The 22,284-nt window shown below is 39.7% G+C and carries 15 protein-coding genes; all 15 read left to right on the top strand.

What is annotated here, in order from left to right; all coding sequences use genetic code 11:
* The first annotated feature begins 137 nt into the window (after positions 1–137).
* The 15 genes from J0A69_RS08465 (at position 138) to J0A69_RS08395 (ending at position 22,277) form a co-directional block, all read left to right on the top strand.
* Positions 138–1,829, top strand: a complete 1,692-nt coding sequence (locus tag J0A69_RS08465; RefSeq protein WP_236032753.1) for a tetratricopeptide repeat protein — start codon at positions 138–140, stop codon at positions 1,827–1,829.
* Positions 1,822–2,562, top strand: a complete 741-nt coding sequence (locus tag J0A69_RS08460; RefSeq protein WP_206586126.1) for a DUF4292 domain-containing protein — start codon at positions 1,822–1,824, stop codon at positions 2,560–2,562. The genes J0A69_RS08465 and J0A69_RS08460 overlap by 8 nt, the downstream gene beginning before the upstream one ends.
* A 5-nt stretch (positions 2,563–2,567) precedes the next feature.
* Complete coding sequence (locus J0A69_RS08455; protein ID WP_206586125.1) at positions 2,568–3,815, top strand: murein hydrolase activator EnvC family protein; 1,248 nt, start codon at positions 2,568–2,570, stop codon at positions 3,813–3,815.
* 109 nt (positions 3,816–3,924) lie between these two features.
* Complete coding sequence (gene tatA / locus J0A69_RS08450; protein ID WP_184492828.1) at positions 3,925–4,122, top strand: twin-arginine translocase TatA/TatE family subunit; 198 nt, start codon at positions 3,925–3,927, stop codon at positions 4,120–4,122.
* Between the two features lie 18 nt (positions 4,123–4,140).
* Positions 4,141–5,568, top strand: coding sequence for an Asp-tRNA(Asn)/Glu-tRNA(Gln) amidotransferase subunit GatA (gene gatA / locus J0A69_RS08445; protein WP_206586124.1), 1,428 nt, complete (start codon positions 4,141–4,143; stop codon positions 5,566–5,568).
* 14 nt (positions 5,569–5,582) lie between these two features.
* Positions 5,583–6,977 carry a LysM peptidoglycan-binding domain-containing protein gene (locus tag J0A69_RS08440; RefSeq protein WP_206586123.1) on the top strand — a complete coding sequence of 465 codons (1,395 nt, stop codon included), beginning with the start codon at positions 5,583–5,585 and terminating at the stop codon, positions 6,975–6,977.
* Positions 6,978–7,095: 118 nt separating this feature from the next.
* Positions 7,096–8,193 (top strand): DUF4837 family protein, encoded by a 1,098-nt coding sequence (locus J0A69_RS08435; RefSeq protein WP_206586122.1) that lies wholly within the window; start codon positions 7,096–7,098, stop codon positions 8,191–8,193.
* A gap of 22 nt (positions 8,194–8,215) precedes the next feature.
* Positions 8,216–10,486, top strand: coding sequence for an NADP-dependent malic enzyme (locus J0A69_RS08430; protein ID WP_206586121.1), 2,271 nt, complete (start codon positions 8,216–8,218; stop codon positions 10,484–10,486).
* The gene (gene ruvA, locus J0A69_RS08425) at positions 10,483–11,082 is read left to right on the top strand and encodes a Holliday junction branch migration protein RuvA (RefSeq protein WP_206586120.1); all 600 of its coding nucleotides are present in this window, start codon (positions 10,483–10,485) and stop codon (positions 11,080–11,082) included. The genes J0A69_RS08430 and ruvA overlap by 4 nt, the downstream gene beginning before the upstream one ends.
* 207 nt (positions 11,083–11,289) lie before the next feature.
* Positions 11,290–18,228 carry a T9SS outer membrane translocon Sov/SprA gene (gene sov, locus J0A69_RS08420; RefSeq protein ID WP_236032751.1) on the top strand — a complete coding sequence of 2,313 codons (6,939 nt, stop codon included), beginning with the start codon at positions 11,290–11,292 and terminating at the stop codon, positions 18,226–18,228.
* Between the two features lie 56 nt (positions 18,229–18,284).
* Positions 18,285–18,659, top strand: coding sequence for a glycine cleavage system protein GcvH (gcvH, locus tag J0A69_RS08415; protein WP_206586119.1), 375 nt, complete (start codon positions 18,285–18,287; stop codon positions 18,657–18,659).
* 11 nt (positions 18,660–18,670) lie between these two features.
* On the top strand, positions 18,671–19,042 hold the full coding sequence (locus tag J0A69_RS08410) for a VanZ family protein (protein WP_206586118.1): 372 nt from the start codon (positions 18,671–18,673) through the stop codon (positions 19,040–19,042).
* Between the two features lie 67 nt (positions 19,043–19,109).
* A complete protein-coding gene (locus J0A69_RS08405; RefSeq protein WP_206586117.1) occupies positions 19,110–19,784 on the top strand; it encodes an energy transducer TonB in 675 nt (224 codons plus the stop codon).
* Between the two features lie 144 nt (positions 19,785–19,928).
* Positions 19,929–20,600 (top strand): energy transducer TonB, encoded by a 672-nt coding sequence (locus tag J0A69_RS08400; RefSeq protein ID WP_206586116.1) that lies wholly within the window; start codon positions 19,929–19,931, stop codon positions 20,598–20,600.
* Positions 20,601–20,699: 99 nt separating this feature from the next.
* On the top strand, positions 20,700–22,277 hold the full coding sequence (locus J0A69_RS08395) for an N-acyl-D-amino-acid deacylase family protein (protein ID WP_206586115.1): 1,578 nt from the start codon (positions 20,700–20,702) through the stop codon (positions 22,275–22,277).
* The last annotated feature ends 7 nt before the right edge of the window (positions 22,278–22,284 follow it).

The raw sequence follows: 22,284 nt of genomic DNA, 5'->3' as shown, positions 1-22,284 counted from the left end.
ATAGACTGAAAGCCAATTGATCATCATCCCTTTCCAAAATACCTGTCAATTTGCATAAAAGGCATTATGTTTGTGAATTAAAGCCGAATACATTAATCCCCGTGATCCTTAAAAGATTATTCCTCATATCGACATTTTTGATTTTAGCCATTTCTACTGGCTATTCTCAGGAAAAATTATCCAAAAAAGAACGTAAGCTTCAAGAAACCGAGGCTAAGGCTACTCGGTATTACATTGAAGGGGAAAAATATTTGGTACTTGGGGAGTTGGACAAAGCCTATTTTTATCTCCAAAAAGCCTTGGAGTTTTCTACTGAAGAACCCGCAATTCATTACAAAATTGCTGAAGTTTTATTGAGAGGAAATAAACCAGAATCAGCACTTCCATATGCAGAAAAAGCAGCAGACCTGGACATAGAAAATAAATACTATGCCTTGATGGTTGCTGAAATCTACACCAACTTGAAGCAACCTCTTAAGGCCGCTGAGATCTTGGATAGATTAACAGCTGATGGGGAGAAAAACCAACAATACAATCTGGATTTGGCATCGATCTATTTGAATGCAGGAGAATTTGATAAAGCTTTGGTCGTACTCGACCGAGCGGAAGAATACTTCGGGATTATGGAACCGATCACGACTCAAAAACAGCGGATCTACCTTCGAAAAAACAACTTAGAAAAGGCAATCGAAGAAGGTGAAAAATTGATTGAAGCTAAATCCGGAACTCCTGATTATGTCTTAAATCTTGTAGAAATACTTTACAACAATAACCGAATTGACCAGGCTTTGGATTTGGTAGAATGTGAAATCGAGAAATTCCCTAACCAACCAGAGTTACACATGGCTGCCTATACCCTTCTGAAAGAAAAAGGGCAGATTAAAGAATCTGAAAAATCCATCCTTACAGCATTTTCTAATCCGGATTTGGATCCGATGGTGGAAGCTCAATCTTTTGAATCCATTGTCAACGAAATGCAAACAGCAGAGCGGGATTCGCTTTTGAACAAGCTGGAAAAACTAATGCTGGAATATCATCCTCAGGACGCATCCATCTTTTCTGCCATTGGAAAGCGGAGAATGAAGGAAAGGAAAGTAGAAGAGGCAATTGATAATTTCAAAAAATCACTCCAAGTTGACCCTAAAAATGCAGAGTTATTAGATCAAGTCATCACAAATTCCTTTGGAGAAAATGCTGATTTTGAGGAAGTGGAGAAATTCACCATCATGGGTGTGGATGAATTTCCAGAGAGAGCAGAATTTTGGTTTTATGATGGGGTGATCAAAAATGCCAGGAAAAAAGATTCCCTTGCAGTGATTTCTTTAGAAAAAGCAATCAACATAAATGCAGGTAAAAATATCGGACTTGACCAAGCCACTTATGGAGCTTTGGGAAATGCTTATTACAATCTTGGTGAGAAAGAAAAAGCTTTCGACAACTTCGACAAAGCCATCAAATTGAATCCAAATGATGAGCAGGTGCTGAATAATTACGCATACTTTTTATCCTTGGAAAAGAAAGATTTGGACAAGGCCAAAAGCATGTCTGAAAAAGTTGTTAAACGATTTCCCAATAATGGCACCTTCCTTGATACACATGCATGGGTTTTATTCCAGTCTGGCGATTACGAAGGAGCTAAGAAATACATGGACCTTGCGATGGAACATGAAACTGAGCCAAGTGGAGTCATGCTGGAGCATTATGGAGATATTTTATATCATTTAGGGAAAAAGTCAGAAGCGATTAGCTATTGGAAAAAAGCTGAGCATAGCCCGGAGGCTTCGGATAAACTTCCTCAAAAAATAAAAGAAGGTAAATACCATGAATAAGCTTTTTGCAGGATTCTTAATTCTGTTTGCTTTTGGATTTTTGACTAGCTGCGCAAAAAAGAATGTGGCTTACCAGAGCAATGGAAAAATGGAAGATTTTGCTCCCATTTACAATGAATACGACTATTTATCGGCTAAAGCTAAAATAGTAATTGAGGAGGAATCTGGTAAAGTTACCCGAGGCACCATGAACCTTCGTGCCAAAAAAGACAGTGTTTTATGGTTTACAGTTTCTCCAGGAATGGGAATGGAAGCCGTACGTGGACTGATCACACAAGAGAAAATCCAGATCAAAGACCGAATCGGCAAAGAAGACGTAAATCTTACATTCGCTGAATTTGAAACAATCTATGGGCTTAAGCTTTCTTTGGAATTATTTCAAAACCTGCTTTGGGCCAACCCTCCTTCCCCATTTGATTATAAAGATCGTTTGGTTCGGGTAGGAAAAGCATTTGAATTGACACAGGTAAGAGATAAAGTCAGGTACTTCAGCAAGGTGGACGTAAATACCCGCAAGGTGTCTGAATTGGTTAGTAATTCATTAGACGACAGAGGTTCACTTTTAGCTAGCTTCCCTAATTTTCAGGAAGTTGCCACGCAGCCTTTTCCTTTAGAAGTGCTTTATAAACTAGCATACCAACTTCCAGAAGGAAGCCAAAACACGATTATTAATTTGGAATGGAATACGATTGAGCCACAATCTGGTCCTTTGAATTTCCCATTCAGATTTTGATTCTTATGAATAAGAAAAGTCTGTTGCTTTCTTTTCTCTTTTTAGCATTTACATTTTGCTTTCTTTCCGATCTCCAGGCCCAGACCAAAAAGTCCCGGGAGCAATTGGAGAGAGAAAAAGCAGAAGTGCAGCAGCGCCTGAAAGAGTTTGACGCAATTCTCCGTCAAACAACCAAAATCAAACAGAATTCGATTGGGGAACTGAATGCAGTAACCCGAAAAGTTCAGACCCAAGCCAGGCTAGTAAACACCCTGGACAGGGAAATCAAATTATTGGACCAAGAAATCCGCGAAACGGAGTCAAAAATCAAAAAACTTCAACAAGAGCTTATTGATTTAAAAGCGGAGTATTCACGAATGATTTACAATGCCTCCAAATTGAATAGAGGTCTTTCTATCGTTTCCTTTGTTTTCAGTTCAGGTAATTTCAATCAGCTTTACATGCGTTTGAAGTACTTGAAACAGTACACGGACAACAGAAAACAACAAGCTGAACAAATTGAAAAAGTGAGTATCCAACTTGCGGATGAGCAAATTTCCCTCGATGAAAAGCGAAAAGAAAAAGAACGTGTGCTCGAGGAAGAAAGACAGGAAAAACTAGCTTTAGATCAAGCAAGAAAAGAACAGCAAGGAATCGTAAACAACCTTTCTAAAAAGGAAAAAGATATACAAAAGCAGATTGCAGCCACCAAAAAACAGCAAGATCAACTTAATAGAATGATCAAGCAGGTGATTGAGGAAGAGATCCGTCTGGCAGAAGCTGCCGCTAAAAAATCAAATAGTAACACGACGAAAAGTGCAGGAAGCAGTATGCCTATGACGCCAGAAGCTGCTGCATTATCAAGTTCTTTTGCAGGAAACAAAGGAAGATTGCCTTGGCCTGTTGAGACAGGTTTCATCTCTCAAGGTTTTGGTACCTACCCCCATCCTACCCTTAAAGGAATCACGATGGACAGCGATGGGATTGATATTCGTACACAGCCAAATTCCAACGTGAGGACTGTTTTTGACGGGACTGTCACCAAGATTACGACGATGCCTGGTTTCGGTGGTACTGTGATCATCAAACATGGAGAGTATTATACCATGTATAGTAAGCTTAAAACCATCTCTGTAAAATCAGGTCAGACTGTAAGTGCAAAAGACGTAATTGGACAAGTTGCTACTGGACCTGATGGGCAAGCCGAGGTTCATTTCCAAACCTGGAAAGGTTTGAGTGTTATGGATCCAGCCACCTGGATTACGTCCAAATAGTTTTAATTATCGTATATTTATAAAAAAGAATAACTCTCCTCCAATTACTTTGCGTAAGCAGATGACAGTTATATCTTTGCAACACATTTACCCTTAAACATACACCATCATGACTACATTGGGTTTTATACAAAACATGGGCGGTGGCTCGATCGTACTGATCATCCTTGTCATTCTCCTATTGTTTGGTGCTAAAAGAATACCAGAATTAGCACGCGGTTTAGGCCGTGGAATCAGAGAATTCAAAGACGCTACTAAAGATATTCAGAACGATCTCGAAGAGGGGCTGAAAGACAAGAAAAAGTAATCTCTTAAGCCAATAGTATTGGAAAGATTTATTTCATTCGACGAAATCAAAAAATCGCTCGGGAAGAAAGAGACTGATTGCCGAGCGATTGTCAATCATTATCTTCAAAACATCAAGACGAAGGCGCATCTAAACGCCTTCGTCGAAGTTTATGAGCATTCCGCTTTAGAACAGGCTAATAAAATTGATCAGAAAATTTCTGAGGGAAAAGCTGGTAAACTCGCAGGCATGGTCATCGGGATCAAAGACGTCCTTTGTTATGCAGGACACGAGTCAAATGCCTCTTCAAAAATCCTAAAAGGTTTCGAATCACAATTTACAACCACTGCCATTCAACGATTGATCGATGAAGATGCAATCATTTTGGGCAGGCTAAACTGTGATGAGTTTGGAATGGGAAGTTCTAATGAAAACTCAGCCCATGGCAAAGTTCTAAATGCCCTAGACGAAAACCGAGTACCTGGAGGTTCTTCAGGAGGCTCTGCTGTCGCCGTTCAAGCAAATTTATGCACAGCTTCACTTGGTACTGATACAGGTGGATCAGTTAGACAACCTGCAGCATTTACTGGAATTATTGGGATGAAACCTACTTATTCCAGAATTTCCCGCTGGGGATTAATTGCTTATGCGTCATCTTTTGATACAATTGGGATTTTCACCAAAACTGTCAAAGACAATGCCCTGCTCTTAGAAATCATGGCTGGCCATGACGAATATGACAGTACCTCTTCCAGAAAGCCAGTTTTGCCTTACAGCCAGCTATTGCATTTTGAGAAAAAAGCGAAAGTTGCATACTTAAAGGAGTCGATTGAATCACCTGCTTTACAAAAAGAAATTAAGGAAAACACCCTTGCAGTACTCGAAAAGTTAAAATCTGAAGGACACGAGGTGCAAGAGGTAGAATTTCCTCTATTGGAATATATTCTTCCTACCTATTACATTTTGACAACGGCTGAAGCCAGTTCCAACCTTTCCAGATTTGATGGGGTAAAATATGGATACCGTACACCAAACGCTCATAATTTGGAAAGCATGTATAAGCTTACCAGAAGTGAAGGATTTGGAGAAGAGGTAAAAAGAAGAATCATGCTCGGCACTTTTGTCTTAAGTGCAAGCTATTACGATGCTTATTTTACTAAGGCTCAGAAAGTCAGAAGATTAATAAAAGACTATACTGAAAATCTTTTGAATGATTTTGATTATATTATTATGCCAACTACGCCATCTACAGCGTTTAAGTTTGGAGAGCATAGTGATGACCCGGTTGCAATGTATTTAGAAGACCTTTTTACAGTGCAAGCTTCAGTTTCCGGCGTCCCATCTATCTCTCTTCCAAATGGAAAAGATGCTTCTGGAATGCCGATTGGCCTACAAGTAATCAGCAACTCATTTAAAGAGGCAGAGCTTTTTGCTTTTAGTAATTATCTTAGTGAATTAACTTCTTAAATTTTAAAATCCTCATGAATAAAACCTGGTTCAACACTTTCTTACTTGCGATTATTACTTGTTTGATCCCGTTGTCCAAGGCTTTTTCACAGGACGACCAGAATATTGCGGCAGCACTTTTTTCAGAAGAAGAAGTAATGCCAAACTATCATTACGAATACATTCCGGACTTCACCTATGAGGAAGTTGCAGACAGGATTTCCAAAATGGAAACCGCCATGCCTTTCGAGTTGAATGACCGGATTTTTTCATTTATTCAGTATTTCACTGTTCGAAACAGGGATTATACCAGAATGGTGTTGGCACGAAAAGAGCTATTTTTTGATCTTTTCGATGAGACCTTGCGAAAGCATGAAATGCCAGAAGAAATCAAATACCTATCAATTATTGAATCAGGTTTAGATCCTCAGATCCGTTCAAGGGTTGGAGCAATGGGTCTCTGGCAATTTATGCCTGCGACTGGCAGAATGTATGGCATGCACGTCACAAATGATGTAGATGACAGAATGGATCCAGAAATGGCAACAGATGCTGCTGCCAAATATCTAAAATCCCTGTATCGAATGTTTGGTGATTGGGAAGTAGCTATGGCTGCTTACAATTGTGGACCAGGAAATGTGAGAAAAGCCATCCGAAGATCTGGAGGCAAAAAGACTTTTTGGGGTATTTATAATTACCTACCTCGGGAAACAAGAAGCTACGTGCCTCAAGTACAAGCGATGCTTTATATCCTGAATCATCTTGAGGAGCATAATTTCAACTTAGAAGAGCCTACCTATTACCAAGCAACTGAAAAAATAAGGTTTGATAGAGCTTTGAACCTAACTAAGCTAGCTGAATTGACAGACCTTTGTACCAAAGATTTGGAAACAATCAATCCATCGCTGAAAAAAGGAATGGTGCCAGAAAGCAATAGAAGCATGGCACTTCGGATTCCTAAAGCGAAGGCTGCTTATATCAAGCAAAATCTAGCTTGGATCAGTGACTCTTTGAATAATTCCCCTACCACCTTCCTAACTGATAATGGTAAATTAGTCCTTACACCTGTCGAGACACTGGCAGAAGAGACTAAACCAGAGGCGATTTATTACAAAGTGAGATCAGGTGATGTTTTGGGTAAAATCGCAGCCAGACATGGGGTGACAGTCACTCAGTTGAAATCTTGGAATAACCTGAATTCTAATTTAATTAGAGTGGGACAAAACTTGACTATTTATTCAGGCAACACTTCTACTTTAGCTGTCACCAAAACAAATTCTTCCGGTCAATTGCTTTACACCGTTCAGCCCGGTGATTCACTTTGGATTATCTCCAAAAAGCACGCAGGTCTTACGGTAGAACAAATCAAAAGGCTAAATAATCTGAATAGCAACAATATCAAACCAGGGCAAAAGTTGATCATTGGGTAATTCCTTTAAGATTAAATAATACCAGCGCCCTCACTTTAACTTCTTTTAAAGTTTTAAGTAAACCAGAATTGCTATTTTTAGGTTTGACAGATATAGCATTCACACTAAATTCCTGAATATGAGAGCTCTTCAATACATACTGGCAATATTTTCCATTGGCTTTATTCTTACATCCTGTGAGGGAGATCCAAATCGACCTGATAGCACAAAACCAAAAGCTAGGGGTACCATCGGTGAAATTATTTTAGTGATAGATTCTGCTAAATGGGCTGGCCCTGTTGGCGAGGAGCTGAAAGATATTTTCGAAGCAGATCTTCCTGGAATGATCCGTTCAGAGTCGAGATTTAAGGTGAATCGAGTGGATCCAAGAGCGATGACTCGTATGCTGAAGATGTCAACAAACCTCATTTACGTGACCACTTTTGATGACAAAGGAGCAGCAAGTCAGGTAATCAATTCTCAGTTTTCGAAAGAATCTAAAGAAAAAGCAGAAGCGGATCCAAGTCTCTATACTTTGAGAATGGAAGATGAATATGCGATTGGACAGGAAGTATTATATCTCTTTGGTAACAATGAAGAAGAATTGGTCGCTAACCTAAAAAAGAATAAAGCAAGATTGATCAATCTTTTTGAAGTAAGAGAAAGAGGAAGGCTTGAAAAAATAATTTTAGCAAGAAAAAATACCGCCGCAGAACATGAGGCTGAAAAAGATCTTGGAATAAAAATCAATGTGCCTGCTTCCTATCAAATTGCCAAAAGCAAGCCTGGATTTTTATGGTTGAGACAACCCACTCCTACTGCCAATAGAGCAGATATTAGCCTGTTTTTTTATGAAACAGATTATGTGAGCGAAGAGCAAACTTTCCCTGCAAACATTGTAGCTCTAAGAGACGAAATCACGAAAAACGAAATTTTTGGTGATCCAGATGATCCAACCTCTTACATGGTTTCGGAAAAACAAATCCCGCCAGCCTTCCGAAACATGGTGATAAATGATAATTTTACCACCGAAATCAGGGGCTCCTGGAAAACTAACAATTTGAGCATGGGAGGTACCTATTTGGGATACATCATGGTCGATGAAAAGAAAGGGAAACTGTATTACATGGAAGGCTTTGTGTTTTATCCAAATGAAGTTCATAGGGATGCACTGCGTGAAATCGAAACAATCCTTTTAAATACCGATGTTAGTTGGACAGAAGAGCAAGGAACCTGACCCAAACTAACTTAGAGTTTTTATGGCAATTAAAATCCGAAAAGAGGACGCGCTCAATTATCACACCCAAGGAACACCCGGAAAAATTGAGGTAATCCCGACGAAACCTCTTTCCAGCCAGATGGATTTGGCTTTGGCTTACTCCCCTGGCGTAGCTGAACCCTGCAAAGAAATCGCTGCTGATGTAGAAAATGTATACAAATACACAGCAAAAGGCAATCTCGTAGGTGTCATTTCAAATGGCTCTGCAGTATTAGGCTTAGGTGATATCGGAGCAGAAGCTTCCAAACCGGTCATGGAGGGAAAGGGCGTACTCTTTAAAAAATTCGCAGGCATTGATGTCTTTGACATAGAAATCAATGAAAAAGACCCAAAAAAATTAATTCAAACTATCAAATCCCTCGAACCTACTTTTGGAGGGATAAATCTGGAAGATATCAAAGCTCCAGAATGCTTTGAGATAGAACAAACACTCAAGAAAGAAATGAATATTCCTGTCATGCATGATGATCAGCATGGCACTGCAATTATTTCTGGCGCTGCACTTTTGAATGCGCTTGAAATTGTGGGCAAGGATATTTCTGATATCAAACTAGTAGTAAATGGAGCAGGTGCTGCAGCTATTTCATGTACTCGATTTTATGTTTCCCTTGGTATAAAAAGAGAAAACATCGTTCTCTGTGACAAAGATGGAATCCTTAGAACTGATCGAACCGATCTAGATGAAATCAGAAGGGAGTTCAGCACAGACAGGAACTTGCATAGTTTAAGCGATGCGCTCTTGGGTGCAGATGTATTTTTAGGACTTTCTGCAGGAAATGTAGTCAGTCAAGAGCAATTACGATTAATGGCGCCAAACCCGATTGTATTTGCTTTAGCCAACCCTGACCCGGAGATATCTTATGATTTGGCAGTCGCTGCTAGAGAAGATATTATCATGGCAACAGGAAGATCCGATCATCCTAATCAAGTGAATAATGTCTTAGGGTTCCCTTATATATTCCGTGGAGCATTGGATGTTAGAGCAACTGCCATCAATGAAGAAATGAAACTGGCGGCTGCTCAAGCGATCGCCAAGCTTGCAAAAGAGCCGGTTCCAGATATTGTCAATAAAGCTTACGGGGAGGATAAATTAGGATTTGGAAGATTTTATTTGATTCCAAAACCGCTTGATCCAAGGTTGATCACTACGATCGCCCCAGCAGTTGCAAAAGCTGCAATCGAATCAGGAGTAGCCAAGAAACCAATTACAGATTGGGATTCCTATGAGCTTGAACTTCAAGAAAGAATTGGAATTGACCAAAGATTGATGTCTGTGGTCATTGCGAGAGCTAAGAAAGATCCGAAGCGAGTAGTATTTGCTGAAGCTGACAATAGAAAAATCCTGAAAGCAGCTCAAATTATCAAGGATGAGAAAATAGCTGTTCCGATATTACTAGGTAACAAAGAGCGAATCCTCACTTTGATTGAGGAAAATTCTTTGGATTTACAAAATGTCACGATCATAGATCCATTAGAGGAAAGCCAGATGCTTTCTCAATTCGCAGACATTCTGTATAAAAAACGCCAGCGCAAAGGCATGACCAAAGGTGATGCTGCGCGCCTGGTTACTCAGCGAAATTATTTCGGAGCCATGATGGTCGAAACTGAGCAAGCTGACGCCTTCATTTCCGGTTTGACAAGAGATTACCCTAAAACAGTTTTACCATCCCTACATACCATTGGAGTGAGGCCTGGTACCAAAAGGGTAACGGGTATGTATATCATGAATACGGACAAAGGTCCTTATTTCTTTGCCGATGCCACTGTCAATTTAAATCCAACTGCAGAAGAATTGGTGGAGATTATTGGTTTGACGGCAGAAGCAGTCAGATTCTTCAATATTGAACCAAGAATTGCAGTTCTTTCTTATTCAAACTTTGGCTCTGCTAAAGGAGATATCCCGGATAAAATGGCTAAAGCTACAGCCATGGCAAAAGAAAAATATCCTGACTTGATTATCGAAGGGGAAATGCAAGCCAATGTGGCTCTCAATGATGAGATTCAAAGAGATATGTATCCTTTCTCAAAATTGATCAATAAGAAAGCGAACACATTGATTTTCCCTGATTTAAGTTCTGGTAATATCGCATACAAACTTTTAGCAGAACTCGGAAATGCGGAAGCAATCGGACCGATTTTGCTAGGTATGAATAAGCCAGTGCATATTCTTCAATTAGGAAGCTCCATTCGTGAAATCGTGAATATGGTGGCTGTCGCTGTGGTCGATGCTCAATCTGCACAAACTCTATGATAGATTATCTCAACGGAAAATTAATTTTTAAAGATCCCACCTACGTCCTAATCGATGTAGGTGGAATCGGCTATCATGTCAAGATCTCCTTACAGACTTACAGTAAGATTAAGGATGAGGAACAAATCAAACTTCTCACCTTTCTTCATATTAAGGAAGATGCGCATACGCTATATGGATTTAAAGATGCCGCTGAAAAGAGACTTTTTTTATTGTTGATTTCCATTAATGGAGTAGGTCCAAATACCGGGCTGATGATTTTGTCCTCTTTGAGTGCGGAAGAAATCGAACATGCCATACTTTCAGGAGATGTTGCTACCATTCAGCATGTTAAAGGAATTGGTGCAAAAACTGCTCAACGAATAATTTTGGAGTTGAAGGATAAAGTAGGCAAAACTGCGGATGGAGATTCGGCTCCTTCACAATTAGGATTTTTGAAATCGAGCAATAAAGTACGTGAGGAAGCGTTACAAGCCTTAATTACTCTTGGTTTCCCAAAAGCTGCTGCGGAAAAAAACATCGCGGCAGTATTGAAAAAAACCACTGGAGAAATTTCTTTAGAAGAATTAATTAAAGCATCTTTAAAGACACCATAATTTGAAGCTGCATTGAACTTTCGGAAGGTACTGACTTTTTGCAGGAGGAGGTTTTTCGGTGGTTTGCCCAAACACTTAATCCTGATTGGGTTTATTCTGGCCTTTTCTACTTCCCAGGCTCAACAAACCGCTACCGATACCACTCAGACGCGAATTGATTCTCTCAATCGAAGGAGAATGGCACCGTCATTTTTGCTTTGGCAAAATATGAGGACGAATCCCCTATTCCCCTACCGAAACCCTTTCTTACAGCCTCAATCACCATTTATCCCTGCCCCACCTACAAATCAAAAAGTACAGGTTTTAGTCGATTCTACTCTCAGATATAATATCGTAGAAGAGCTCGATAGTACTCGAATCGGAAATGAACAGGAGTATGATTTTGAGCAATTTTCTAAAATACAGGAATACAAGGTCCGTCAGGACTATTGGAGAAGCAGAGCCAGAGGTGGAGATGGTGAAAGTGCAGTAGAAGGCCGAGGACTTATTCCACCTTTGACAGTAAGCCCGTCTTTCGATCGAATTTTTGGTGGCAGTGATATTAATATTGTTCCAACTGGCTATGTAAACCTAGACTTCGGAGCAATTTTCCGAAGGATTGACAATCCGACTTTACCTATTCGCCAGCAGCAGAATGGAGGCTTTAACTTTGACCAGCAAATCCAAATGGCTGTCAATGGTTCTCTTGGTGAGAAAATGAAAATCGGAGCAAACTTTGACTCCAATAATTCATTTGACTTTCAAAATCAGCTCAAGGTAGAATACAACGGCTTTCAAGAAGACATTATAAAATCTATTGAAATTGGTAACGTCAGTATGTCTGTTCAAAACAGATTGATTCAAGGAGCCCAAAACCTTTTCGGGGTAAAAACCCAAATGCAATTCGGAAAACTTGGAGTTACTGCAGTGGCCTCCACTCAAAGGGGACGAAGAGATCAACTGATCATCGATGCGAATGGCCAGGGAAGATCATTTGACATTCAGGCTTCCAAATACGATGAAAACCGACATTTCTTTTTGGCACATTTCTTCCGAGACAATTACGAAAGATGGCTAAGAGGACTTCCTCAAGTACTTTCAGGTGTCAACGTAACGAGGATTGAGGTCTATATCATGAACCGAGCCTCCAATACTGAAACTCTCAGAAATTTTGCCGCTTTCATGGACTTGGGTGAAGGTCAGGTTTTACTGAATCCAGGAAATCCATCTGTAGGAATGGGTACTCCGGGTGCTCCAGCCGCCAATGGATCTAACAACCTGTTTTCTAATATTTCCAATAACCCATCCTTTAGGCCTTTTGACACAGGTGCCAGAGCAATCGAGTCCAGTTTGGGACTTAAAAAAGGTGTTGACTTTGAGCAAATCAATGGTTCTAGAAAACTTGGACCAACTGAATATTACTTCAATCCACAACTTGGATATCTTTCTCTTTTCCGAAAGCTCCAAAACGACGAAGTTTTGGCTGTTTCTTTTGAATACACCTACAACGGACAAGTTTACAAAGTCGGAGAACTAACAGAAGATTATCAAAACCGTCAAGAAGATGAGTTGATTTTCTTGAAACTATTACGTCCCGCTCGAATCAATCCTCGAGTTCCTACTTGGGATTTGATGATGAAAAACGTCTATAATCTAAATGCCAATCAGCTACTCAGAGAAGGTTTTCAGCTTCAGGTAATTTATAGGGATGATAGAACTGGTTTGGATAACCCATCTTTACTAGAGGGACAAAATGTCAAGGACAAACCTTTGATCCGACTGACAGGATTGGATAACCTTAATCCTCAAAATGATCCTGCCCCTGATGGTAACTTTGATTTTGTAGAAGGACTGACTATTCTCCCCGACCGAGGGCTTTTGGTTTTCCCAGTTTTAGAGCCATTTGGATCAAACCTAGAGAAGTATTTCCTGCCAGGCGAAATTGTCCTAAAGGATAAATATGTCTACGATACGCTCTATGAGACTACCCAGGCAGATGCTGAGTTGGTCACTAGACTGAATAAATATTTCATTAAAGGTAGACTTACCGCAGGTTCGGCCTCTGAAATCCAACTTCCGGGTCTGAATATTTCCCCTGGCTCTGTGATAGTTCAAGCGGGAAATATTCCATTGACAGAAGGGGTTGATTATACAATTGACTATAATGTTGGTCGCTTAATCATTATCAATAATGCTATCCTTCAATCTGGGAAGCAAATCTCTATCAGTTTTGAAAAAGCTGATTTGGTTTCCTTCCAAACCCGAAGCCTTTTGGGAACCCGATTGGATTATTTATTCAGTGACAAATTCAATTTGGGTGGTACATTCTTATACCTCAATGAAAGACCGAATGTCACGCGTATTGCCACTGGTAATGAAACATTGAGAAATAGTCTCTGGGGCTTAGACGCCAACTTCTCTGACGAATCTCGATGGCTGACTAAGTTAGCGGATGCATTGCCATTTACCGATACAAAAGAAACCTCATTAGTCAATATCAGCGGTGAATTTGCTCATTTGATTCCAGGAACTTCCAATCAGGTAGATGGAGATCAAGCTTCTTATATTGACGATTTTGAAGCTGCAGTTACACCATTTAACCTTGGAGGCGCAGCCAATCAAAACTGGAAATTGGCGTCAACACCAGAGACGGACGATGACAGATTTGACCTGAGCAATCAGACAGAGGACCAATTAGGTGCAACCTACAGACGAGCTCGACTGGCATGGTATAATATTGATAATATTTTCTACCGTGAAAATGGTCCTGGAGTACCTTCGAATATCACCCGAGAAGACAGAAGAAACCACTACGTAAGAAGAGTTGTGCCTCAGGAGATTTTTCCTCAGCAAGACCGAACAGTTATCATTACTCCTGAGCCTTTATTTGAAATGGCATACTTCCCAAGTGAGCGGGGAATGTATAACTACAATACCAACCTGACTTTTGATGGATTGCTCCCAGACCCCAAAAAGAATTACGGAGGTGTGACAAGAGCTATCACAACTGAGGTTGATTTTGACCGAACCAATATAGAATACATAGAATTCTGGATGCTGGATCCATTTATCGAAGGAGAAAATGGTCGAGTGCTTGATGGGATTTTCAATCAAAACAATACCACAGGAGGAAAGCTCTATTTGAACCTTGGTGATATCTCTGAAGATGTGATGCAAGATGGCAGGCATGCTTTTGAAAATGGCCTTCCGGCTGATGGTGATCCGGCAGAAACCTCTTCTAATGAATGGGGTAGAATAACCAGAGAGCAGTATTTATTGCCAGCATTTGACAACTCTGAATCTTCCAGAGAAAATCAGGATGTTGGTTTGGATGGTTTGAAAAATGAGGATGAAGCTTCTTTCTTCAATTCACGATTCTTGAGTAGGCTAAACGTTTCGCAACAAGCCAGAAATGCAATCACCCAAGATGTTTCAGCAGATTTATTTAGATATTATCTCGATGAGCAATTTGACGAGAATGATGTCAAAATTCTGGAACGTTATAAAAAATTCAATGGTATGGAGAGAAATACTCCTGTGACTGCCAGCCAAAATCTACCTTATACCCCTTCTGGTTCAAATACTCCAGATAATGAGGATTTGAATACGGATAACACCATCAACGAGCTGGAGAATTACTATGAATACGAGATTGACTTGAAACCTGGAAATCTGGTAGTAGGCCAAAATTATATTGTGGACAAAGTGACTCACAACGAAGGAGGAGAGAATGTAAATTGGTACCTATTCAGAATTCCCGTAAGACAGCCAGATCGAGTTCAGGGAGATATTTCCGGATTCAAATCAATCCGTTGGATCAGAACTTATTTGACTGAATTTGAACAACCAGTGGTTTTGAGAATGGCCAATTTCAGAATGGTTGGAAGTCAGTGGAGAGTTTTCCAGGAATCGCTTTTCGAAAGAGGTTTATTTGAGATCCCTGAGCCTGATAATTCCAATGTGACTGTGGATGTGGTAGGTATCGAGCAAAACAGCCAAGGAAGCGATACGCAAAGCCCTTATGTTTTGCCTCCGGGGATTAACAGAGACCGAGACAACACTTCCACTGTTGAAAGAAGACTGAACGAGCAATCGCTACGAATCTGTGTAGAAGATTTGCCAGCGCATGATGCAAGAGGTGTTTTCAGAAATATCAATAAGGACCTAGTTCAATATGAGCGAATCAAAATGTTCTTACATGCAGACAGTGAAGATGCCAATGACGGCGAAATCACTGCATTCTTAAGATTGGGAACCGATTACACTGACAACTATTATGAAATTGAAGTACCACTTTTCATCACTCCAAAAGGAACCAGAGATCCGAGACAGATTTGGCCTTTGGAAAATGAAATTGACATTGCCATTCAGGAGATCGTAGGTGTCAAAGTAGAAAGAGATAATAATCAGGTGCCGCTAAATTTACCATTTACCCAGCAGGTAAGACAGTATAAAGTAACTGTGGTAGGTAGACCTGAACTCAGCCAGATCCAAGGGATGATGATTGGTGTAAGAAATCCAGGAGATTCTGGAGGAGCCAGCAAAAACATCTGTATTTGGGCAAACGAATTGCGCGTGACAGGTTTTACCAAGTCAAATGGATGGGCAGCTAATGCCTTGTTGAATGCAAAAATTGCCGATGTAGCAGTGGTTTCTGCTTCAATTCGTCATAACTCCATTGGTTTTGGAGGTTTAGAAACCAGACTTTCTGAAAGAGCCCGTCAAGCAACCACGCAATATGACATTTCTACCAATGTAGATATTCACAAACTACTTCCTGCAGGCTTGGGTGTAAGTATTCCTATGTATTTCAGTGTTGAAAACTCATCTACGAGACCAGAGTATGACCCACTTAATCCTGATGTTCCTTTTGAAGTGGCCTTGGGCAAATTTGAAACAAATGCAGATAAAGAAGCCTACAGAAGAATTGCTTTGGATCAATTAAATAGGAAAAACATCAGTTTCAACAATGTCAAAAAAATCAAGACCAATCCTGATGCTAAAAACAGAATCTATGATTTGAGCAATTTTTCATTCTCCTATGCTTATGGAGTTGTAAAACAGACTAATGCCCAGATTCAGGATTATAATTTTAAAACTTATCGAGGAAACATCACATATAGCTTCACACCAAAACCTTTGAATATTGAGCCCTTTAAAAACAGTGAATGGCTCAATTCCCCGCATCTAAGACTTATCAAGGACTTTAACTTAAATCTGGCCCCGACTTCATTGGTTGCTAGGCTGGATGTGGATAGAAGGTTCCTAAGGTCTCAGTATAGAAATGACCAATTAGGGACTTCAGGAGTAGATCCGCTTTTCCAGAAGAGCTTTTTCATGAATAGGTTCTATACTGTCAATTGGGATCTTACTAAAAACCTACGGGTGGACTATTCATCCAGAATCATGGCAGTGATCGATGAGCCAGAGGGAGATTTGGACTCTCAGGCAAAACAAGATTCAGTACGAGCTAATTTTTGGAGGTTTGGAAGAAAAACGAATTACAACCATCAGGTCAATTTGAATTATACAATTCCTTTTGATAAATCTCCGATTACAGATTGGATCCGTGCAGATTATAAATACGGGACTACTTACACTTGGCAGACAGGTGCAATTGGCCAAAAAGACACTTTGGGCAACATGATCCAAAACACAAGGGATCAGACGATTACAGGTAAACTTGACTTGATAAAGCTTTATAATAAAAATAAAAAACTGGCTGCTTTAAATGCTCCAAAGCGACCGGCAATACCTGGAAGAAACAATACTCAAGCAGAGGATACAATAGGTACACCTTTCAGCAATAAGTTAATGAAAGCCATGATGATGGTTAAGGAAATTACCTTCAATTATGGCTTGGTAGAAGGTACTTTCTTACCAGGTTATTTACCTAATACTGGACTCTTGGGAATGGACAGAGCATTTGAAAATCCAGGATTGGCATTTTTATTCGGAAGTCAAGATCCTATGATCCGCTATAGACTCGCTAGTATGGGATCTATGGCACCAAGCTCTGAGCTTACGCAACCTTTCTTACAAAGCAAAGCGATGAATCTACGCTTGGGAAGCTTAATCGAGCCTTTCCAAGATTTTAGAATCACCCTTAACGCAACCAAACGGGAAACGGGAGATTATCAAGAAATTTTCAGAAATTCGATGGATAATCCAGGAGATTACACTTCTATCAGTCCGAATAGAATTGGTGCGTACAGCATCACAACCATAATGATTGGGACAGCTTTTTCTAAAGATGATTCTGAAAATAATTCACCACTATTTACCGATTTTGAGCAAAATAGAGCTGTTATAAAAAGTCGATTGGATGCAGAAAATCCAAGTGCTGGAGAATACTCAATAAATGGTCAGGATGTCATGATTCCTTCATTTATTGCTGCTTACCGTGGCCAAAATGCATCTGAGGTGAAACTTAATCCATTCCCTAAAACTCCTTTGCCAAACTGGAGATTGGAATATAGAGGATTGTCCAGATTGAAAGGCTTGAGTGAGATTTTCAGCAGCATCAATATCGAACATCAGTATACTTCTACCTATGATGCTAGTAATTTCTCCAATTCCCTTCAATATCAGCAAGGGCTAGAGCTTTATAATACGCTCCAATCTATTCCTCGAGCAGATGTAACCAATGATGAAGGCCAGTTTATCCCGATCTATGTTCTAAATCAAGTGGTCATGACAGAAAGGTTTGCTCCTTTGATTGGTGTCGACTTATTGACAAGAGATAGGCTGAATATTTCTGTCAAATACAATAAGGAGAGAAACCTGGGGCTCAATTTCTCCAATTCACAGGTGACAGAGCAAAAAAGCAATGATCTCGGAATTGATATTGGCTATACAAAAGCTGGAGTCAAAGTTCCTTTTAAAATCCAGGGAAGGCAATCTGTCTTAAAAAATGACCTAACTTTACGATTGAATACTAAAGTCGTAGATACTAGACAGGTTCAGCGGAAAATTGAAGAAGGAAGCACTATTACCAATGGAAATCTGAATATTCAGATTAGACCAACGATAGGCTATTTGATCAATCAGAACCTTAGTATCACACTTTATTTTGACCGAACTATCAATGATCCTAGGGTTACAACAGCTTATCGCAGGTCATCGACAGCTTTTGGAGGTCAACTTCGATTTAATTTATCTCAATAGATTTTATTTAGCCTGATTCCTCTTAATTTTGGATTTCTTTACAAAAAATTTCAATTATGAATATTCCACAAGATTTAAAGTACACAAAAGACCACGAATGGGTTAAAATTGAAGGTGAAATTGCTACTATAGGAATTACTGATTTTGCACAGTCAGAACTGGGCGATATTGTATATGTGGAAGTAGAAACTGTAGGAGATACTTTGGAAGCAGAGGAAGTATTCGGAACAGTGGAAGCAGTAAAAACAGTTTCTGATCTTTTTATGCCTGTTTCCGGTGAAGTGACAGAATTAAACGATAAACTAGCAGATGAGCCTGAGTTGGTCAATTCTGATCCATATGGTGAAGGCTGGATGGTAAAAGTTAAAGTTTCTGGAGATACTTCTTCTTTAATGTCAGCAGATGAATATGCTGAATTAGTAGGAGCTTAAAAGCAATCAATTTGAGATTATATCTGAGTTTAGCTTGGTTAATAGTCATTTCTGTTGCCATGCTTACACCCGGAGATAAATTCCCAGAGGTTGATGCGTTCGATTTTCAGGATAAATTAATCCATTTTATCTGCTTTAGCATCTTGAGTTTTCTGTGGTGCGGAGTTGGAATAAAAGCAAATCAAAAAGGTATTTTAAGTAAAAGATTGTTACTTAACTTCTTGGTTTTCGGAGTCTTAGCAGGAATCGTCTTAGAGTCACTGCAACAATTTGTACCCTTTCGTACGTATGATTATATGGACATGATTGTCAATGAAATAGGTGGAATCGCTGGATTCTTCACATATTTTAAGTTGTCCAAAGTAAAAAACAACTTGGAATAATGGTCCTAAATCCTTAGAATTGTTATTCTTATTTAGAAAAAAATTAACCTGTATAAACCAATTCACCATGGAAGCAAAAAAGACTCCAAAGGCTGATCTAACCAGAAAGTCAGGCATGTTCCTGAATCTTGGCTTAGCAGTGGCTGTAGGCGCTACTCTTGCTGCCTTTGAATGGAAGTCATTTGACGACGGTGCTCTTAAGGACCTAGGCCAGGTGACTGACAATTTCGAAGAGCTGATTGATATTCCAATCACTGAGCAGCCACCACCACCACCGCCACCAGTTGAACAGCCAATCATCGAGGAAATCCCAGATGAAGTTGAAATCGAAGAAAAAATCGAAGTAAACTTTGATGTGGATGTGAAAGAAGAAACTGTGATCAAAGAAGTTGTTATCGCTGAAGCTCCAGTTGAGGAGAAAGCTGATGAGATCTTTGACGTGGTAGAAACTCAACCAAATCCTCCAGGTGGAATGTCAGGTTGGAATCAATACCTTAGCAAAAACCTTAAATACCCAACTCAAGCAAGAAGAATGGGTATCGAAGGAACTGTTATCGTGGTTTTCGTTGTAAACACAGATGGATCTATTCAAGACGTTGACGTTTTAAGAGGAATCGGCGGAGGTTGTGACGAAGAAGCTGTAAGAGTTGTATCTGCTGCTCCTAAATGGGAACCAGGTAAGCAAAGAGGTAGACCAGTTCGTACAAGAATGAGACTTCCAATCAGATTTAAACTTAGCTAAAATATGAGACCCGATTGCTCGGGTCTTTTTTTTGTCAATTTTTTAACAACTTTTTAATTAGTTAATAAATGTTACTGGGTTAGTCTTTTGGTTTTGAAGTAGTTAAATTCTTAGGAATTGATTTTTACCTAAACAAACAAAACCATGGAAAACAAAAAAAACCCGAGTTCAGACGTTGGTAAATTGTCTGGAATGATTTTTAACCTGGGATTAATGCTCAGTGTTGCTGCAGTTTTGGTGGCCTTCGAATGGAAGGCTTATGATGATTTTCAAATAAAGACTTTTGATAAAGAAGACAGTACCTGGGATATTTTGGATATACCCGTCACCAATCAAGATCATCCTACCCCACCTCCTGTTATTCAACAACCCGAAATCGAAATCATAGAAGATGATATTATCATCGATAAGCTAGAAGCAATCGTTGATTTCGGTATTGAACAAGAACCTATCCCAACTGAAATTGCTCCAATGGGACCGCCAATAGTAGAAGATCCTGATGAAATAAAAGAATTTGTAGAGGTACAGGCTTCATTTAAAGGTGAAATGGATAAATGGTACGAATACCTTAACAAGAATCTAAAGTATCCTTCACAAGCAAGAAGGATGGGTATTTCAGGAACTGTGATAGTAAGGTTTGTAGTCAATACGGATGGATCTATCCAAGATGCTGAAGTAGTCCGTACAGTTGGAGGAGGATGTGATGAAGTAGCACTTGACGTGATTAGAAACTCACCTAACTGGTTACCCGGAAGAATGAATGGTCGTGCGGTTCGATCCAGAATGACAATGCCTATAAAATTCAGATTAAATTAATCTCACCTCGTTTTCACAAAGAAAGCTTGTGCTGAAAAGTGCAAGCTTTCTTTTTTTCTATCTAAATTAAGGTGTCAACCCACCTTTCTTTTCCTCTAGATGAAAAATTATCATTGGTTCCTGCTGTTCTTGATTTTCCTCTCTTGTCAAGAAAAAGACAAGTCGTTTGATATTATTATTCAAAATGGAAGCATTTACGATGGAACTGGTGAAAACCCAGTACAAGGAGACATCGGAATAATTGGTGATCGGATTATTAAAATCGGTGATTTGAGTTCTGAGGAGGCCGTTGAAATAATAAATGCAGAAGGACTAGCAGTCAGCCCGGGTTTTATCGATATGCACACTCATTTAGAGCCTCTGATGCAGCTACCAATGGCAGAAAGCCTCCTAAAGCAAGGAGCTACTTTTGCGCTAGGAGGTCCTGATGGAGGCGGTCCTTGGCCATTTGGAAGTTATCTGGATAGCTTGGATAGTTTTGATTTAGGTATTAATGTCGGCTATTTAGTAGGACACAATACTATCCGAAGACAGGTAATGGGAATGGAAGACAAGAAACCAAGTGAAGAAGAATTAAAGCAAATGGAATCTTTTGTCGAATCAGGGATGAATGAAGGGGCGTTCGGAATTTCCACCGGATTAAAATATTTACCAGGGACTTTTTCAGAATTAAGTGAGGTGATCGCTCTGTCAAAAATTGCTGGGGAAAAGGATGGTATTTATACTTCACATTTAAGAGAAGAGGGATTGGGACTTTTGGGAGCAGTTGAAGAAGCAATAATCATTTCAAGAGAAGCTAAAATCCCAGTTGTCTTAACGCATCATAAGGCAATAGGAGTGAAAATGTGGGGAGCTAGTGGTAAAACGCTGGCTATGGTAGACTCAGCAAGGGCTCTTGGCCTGGACATCATGATGGATCAATATCCCTATGCTGCAAGCCATACAGGTATCAGCGTTTTAATTCCAAGTTGGGCAATGGAGGGAGAAGGATTTGCAGAAAGGGTCAAAGACAAAGCTTTAAAGGATAGCATCAAATCAGGGATTATTTTTAATATTTTAAATGATCGGGGTGGAAATGATTTGAGAAGAATTCAATTCTCAAGGGTAGCTTGGAAAAAAGAACTTGAAGGGAAAACGCTTCAGGATTGGCTAGAAATGGAAGGATTGGAGCCAAGTATTGAAAATGGGGCAGAATTGGTGATTCAAGCACAACTAAACGGCGGAACTGGAACCATCTACCATGCAATGGATGAAGGTGATGTGGAAAACATTATGAAGCATCCAATGACGATGATTGGATCTGATGGCAGGCTCTCAAGTCCCGCAGATGGTCATCCACATCCAAGGGCTTATGGAACCTTCCCAAGGATTTTAGGATATTATGTCAGGGAGAAAAAAATAATGCCTTTAGAGACTGCTATTCACAAAATGACAGGACTTTCAGCAGAAAGGCTTGGGCTAAAAGATCGAGGCTTTCTTAAGGAGGGTTATTATGCTGATATCACGATTTTTGATCCGAATACAGTTCTTGATCAATCGACATTTACAGATCCTCATCAATATCCTATTGGAATTCCCTATGTTATTGTCAATGGGAAAATTGCAGTAAAAAATGGAGAACTTACAGGAATCTCCAATGGAAAAGTGATCAGAAAAAATAAACAAAAAAGGGACTAAAAGTCCC

It is taken from the genome of Algoriphagus pacificus (assembly GCF_017254845.1).
GTDB lineage: Bacteria > Bacteroidota > Bacteroidia > Cytophagales > Cyclobacteriaceae > Algoriphagus > Algoriphagus pacificus.
This window is presented reverse-complemented; position numbering and strand designations above follow the sequence as displayed.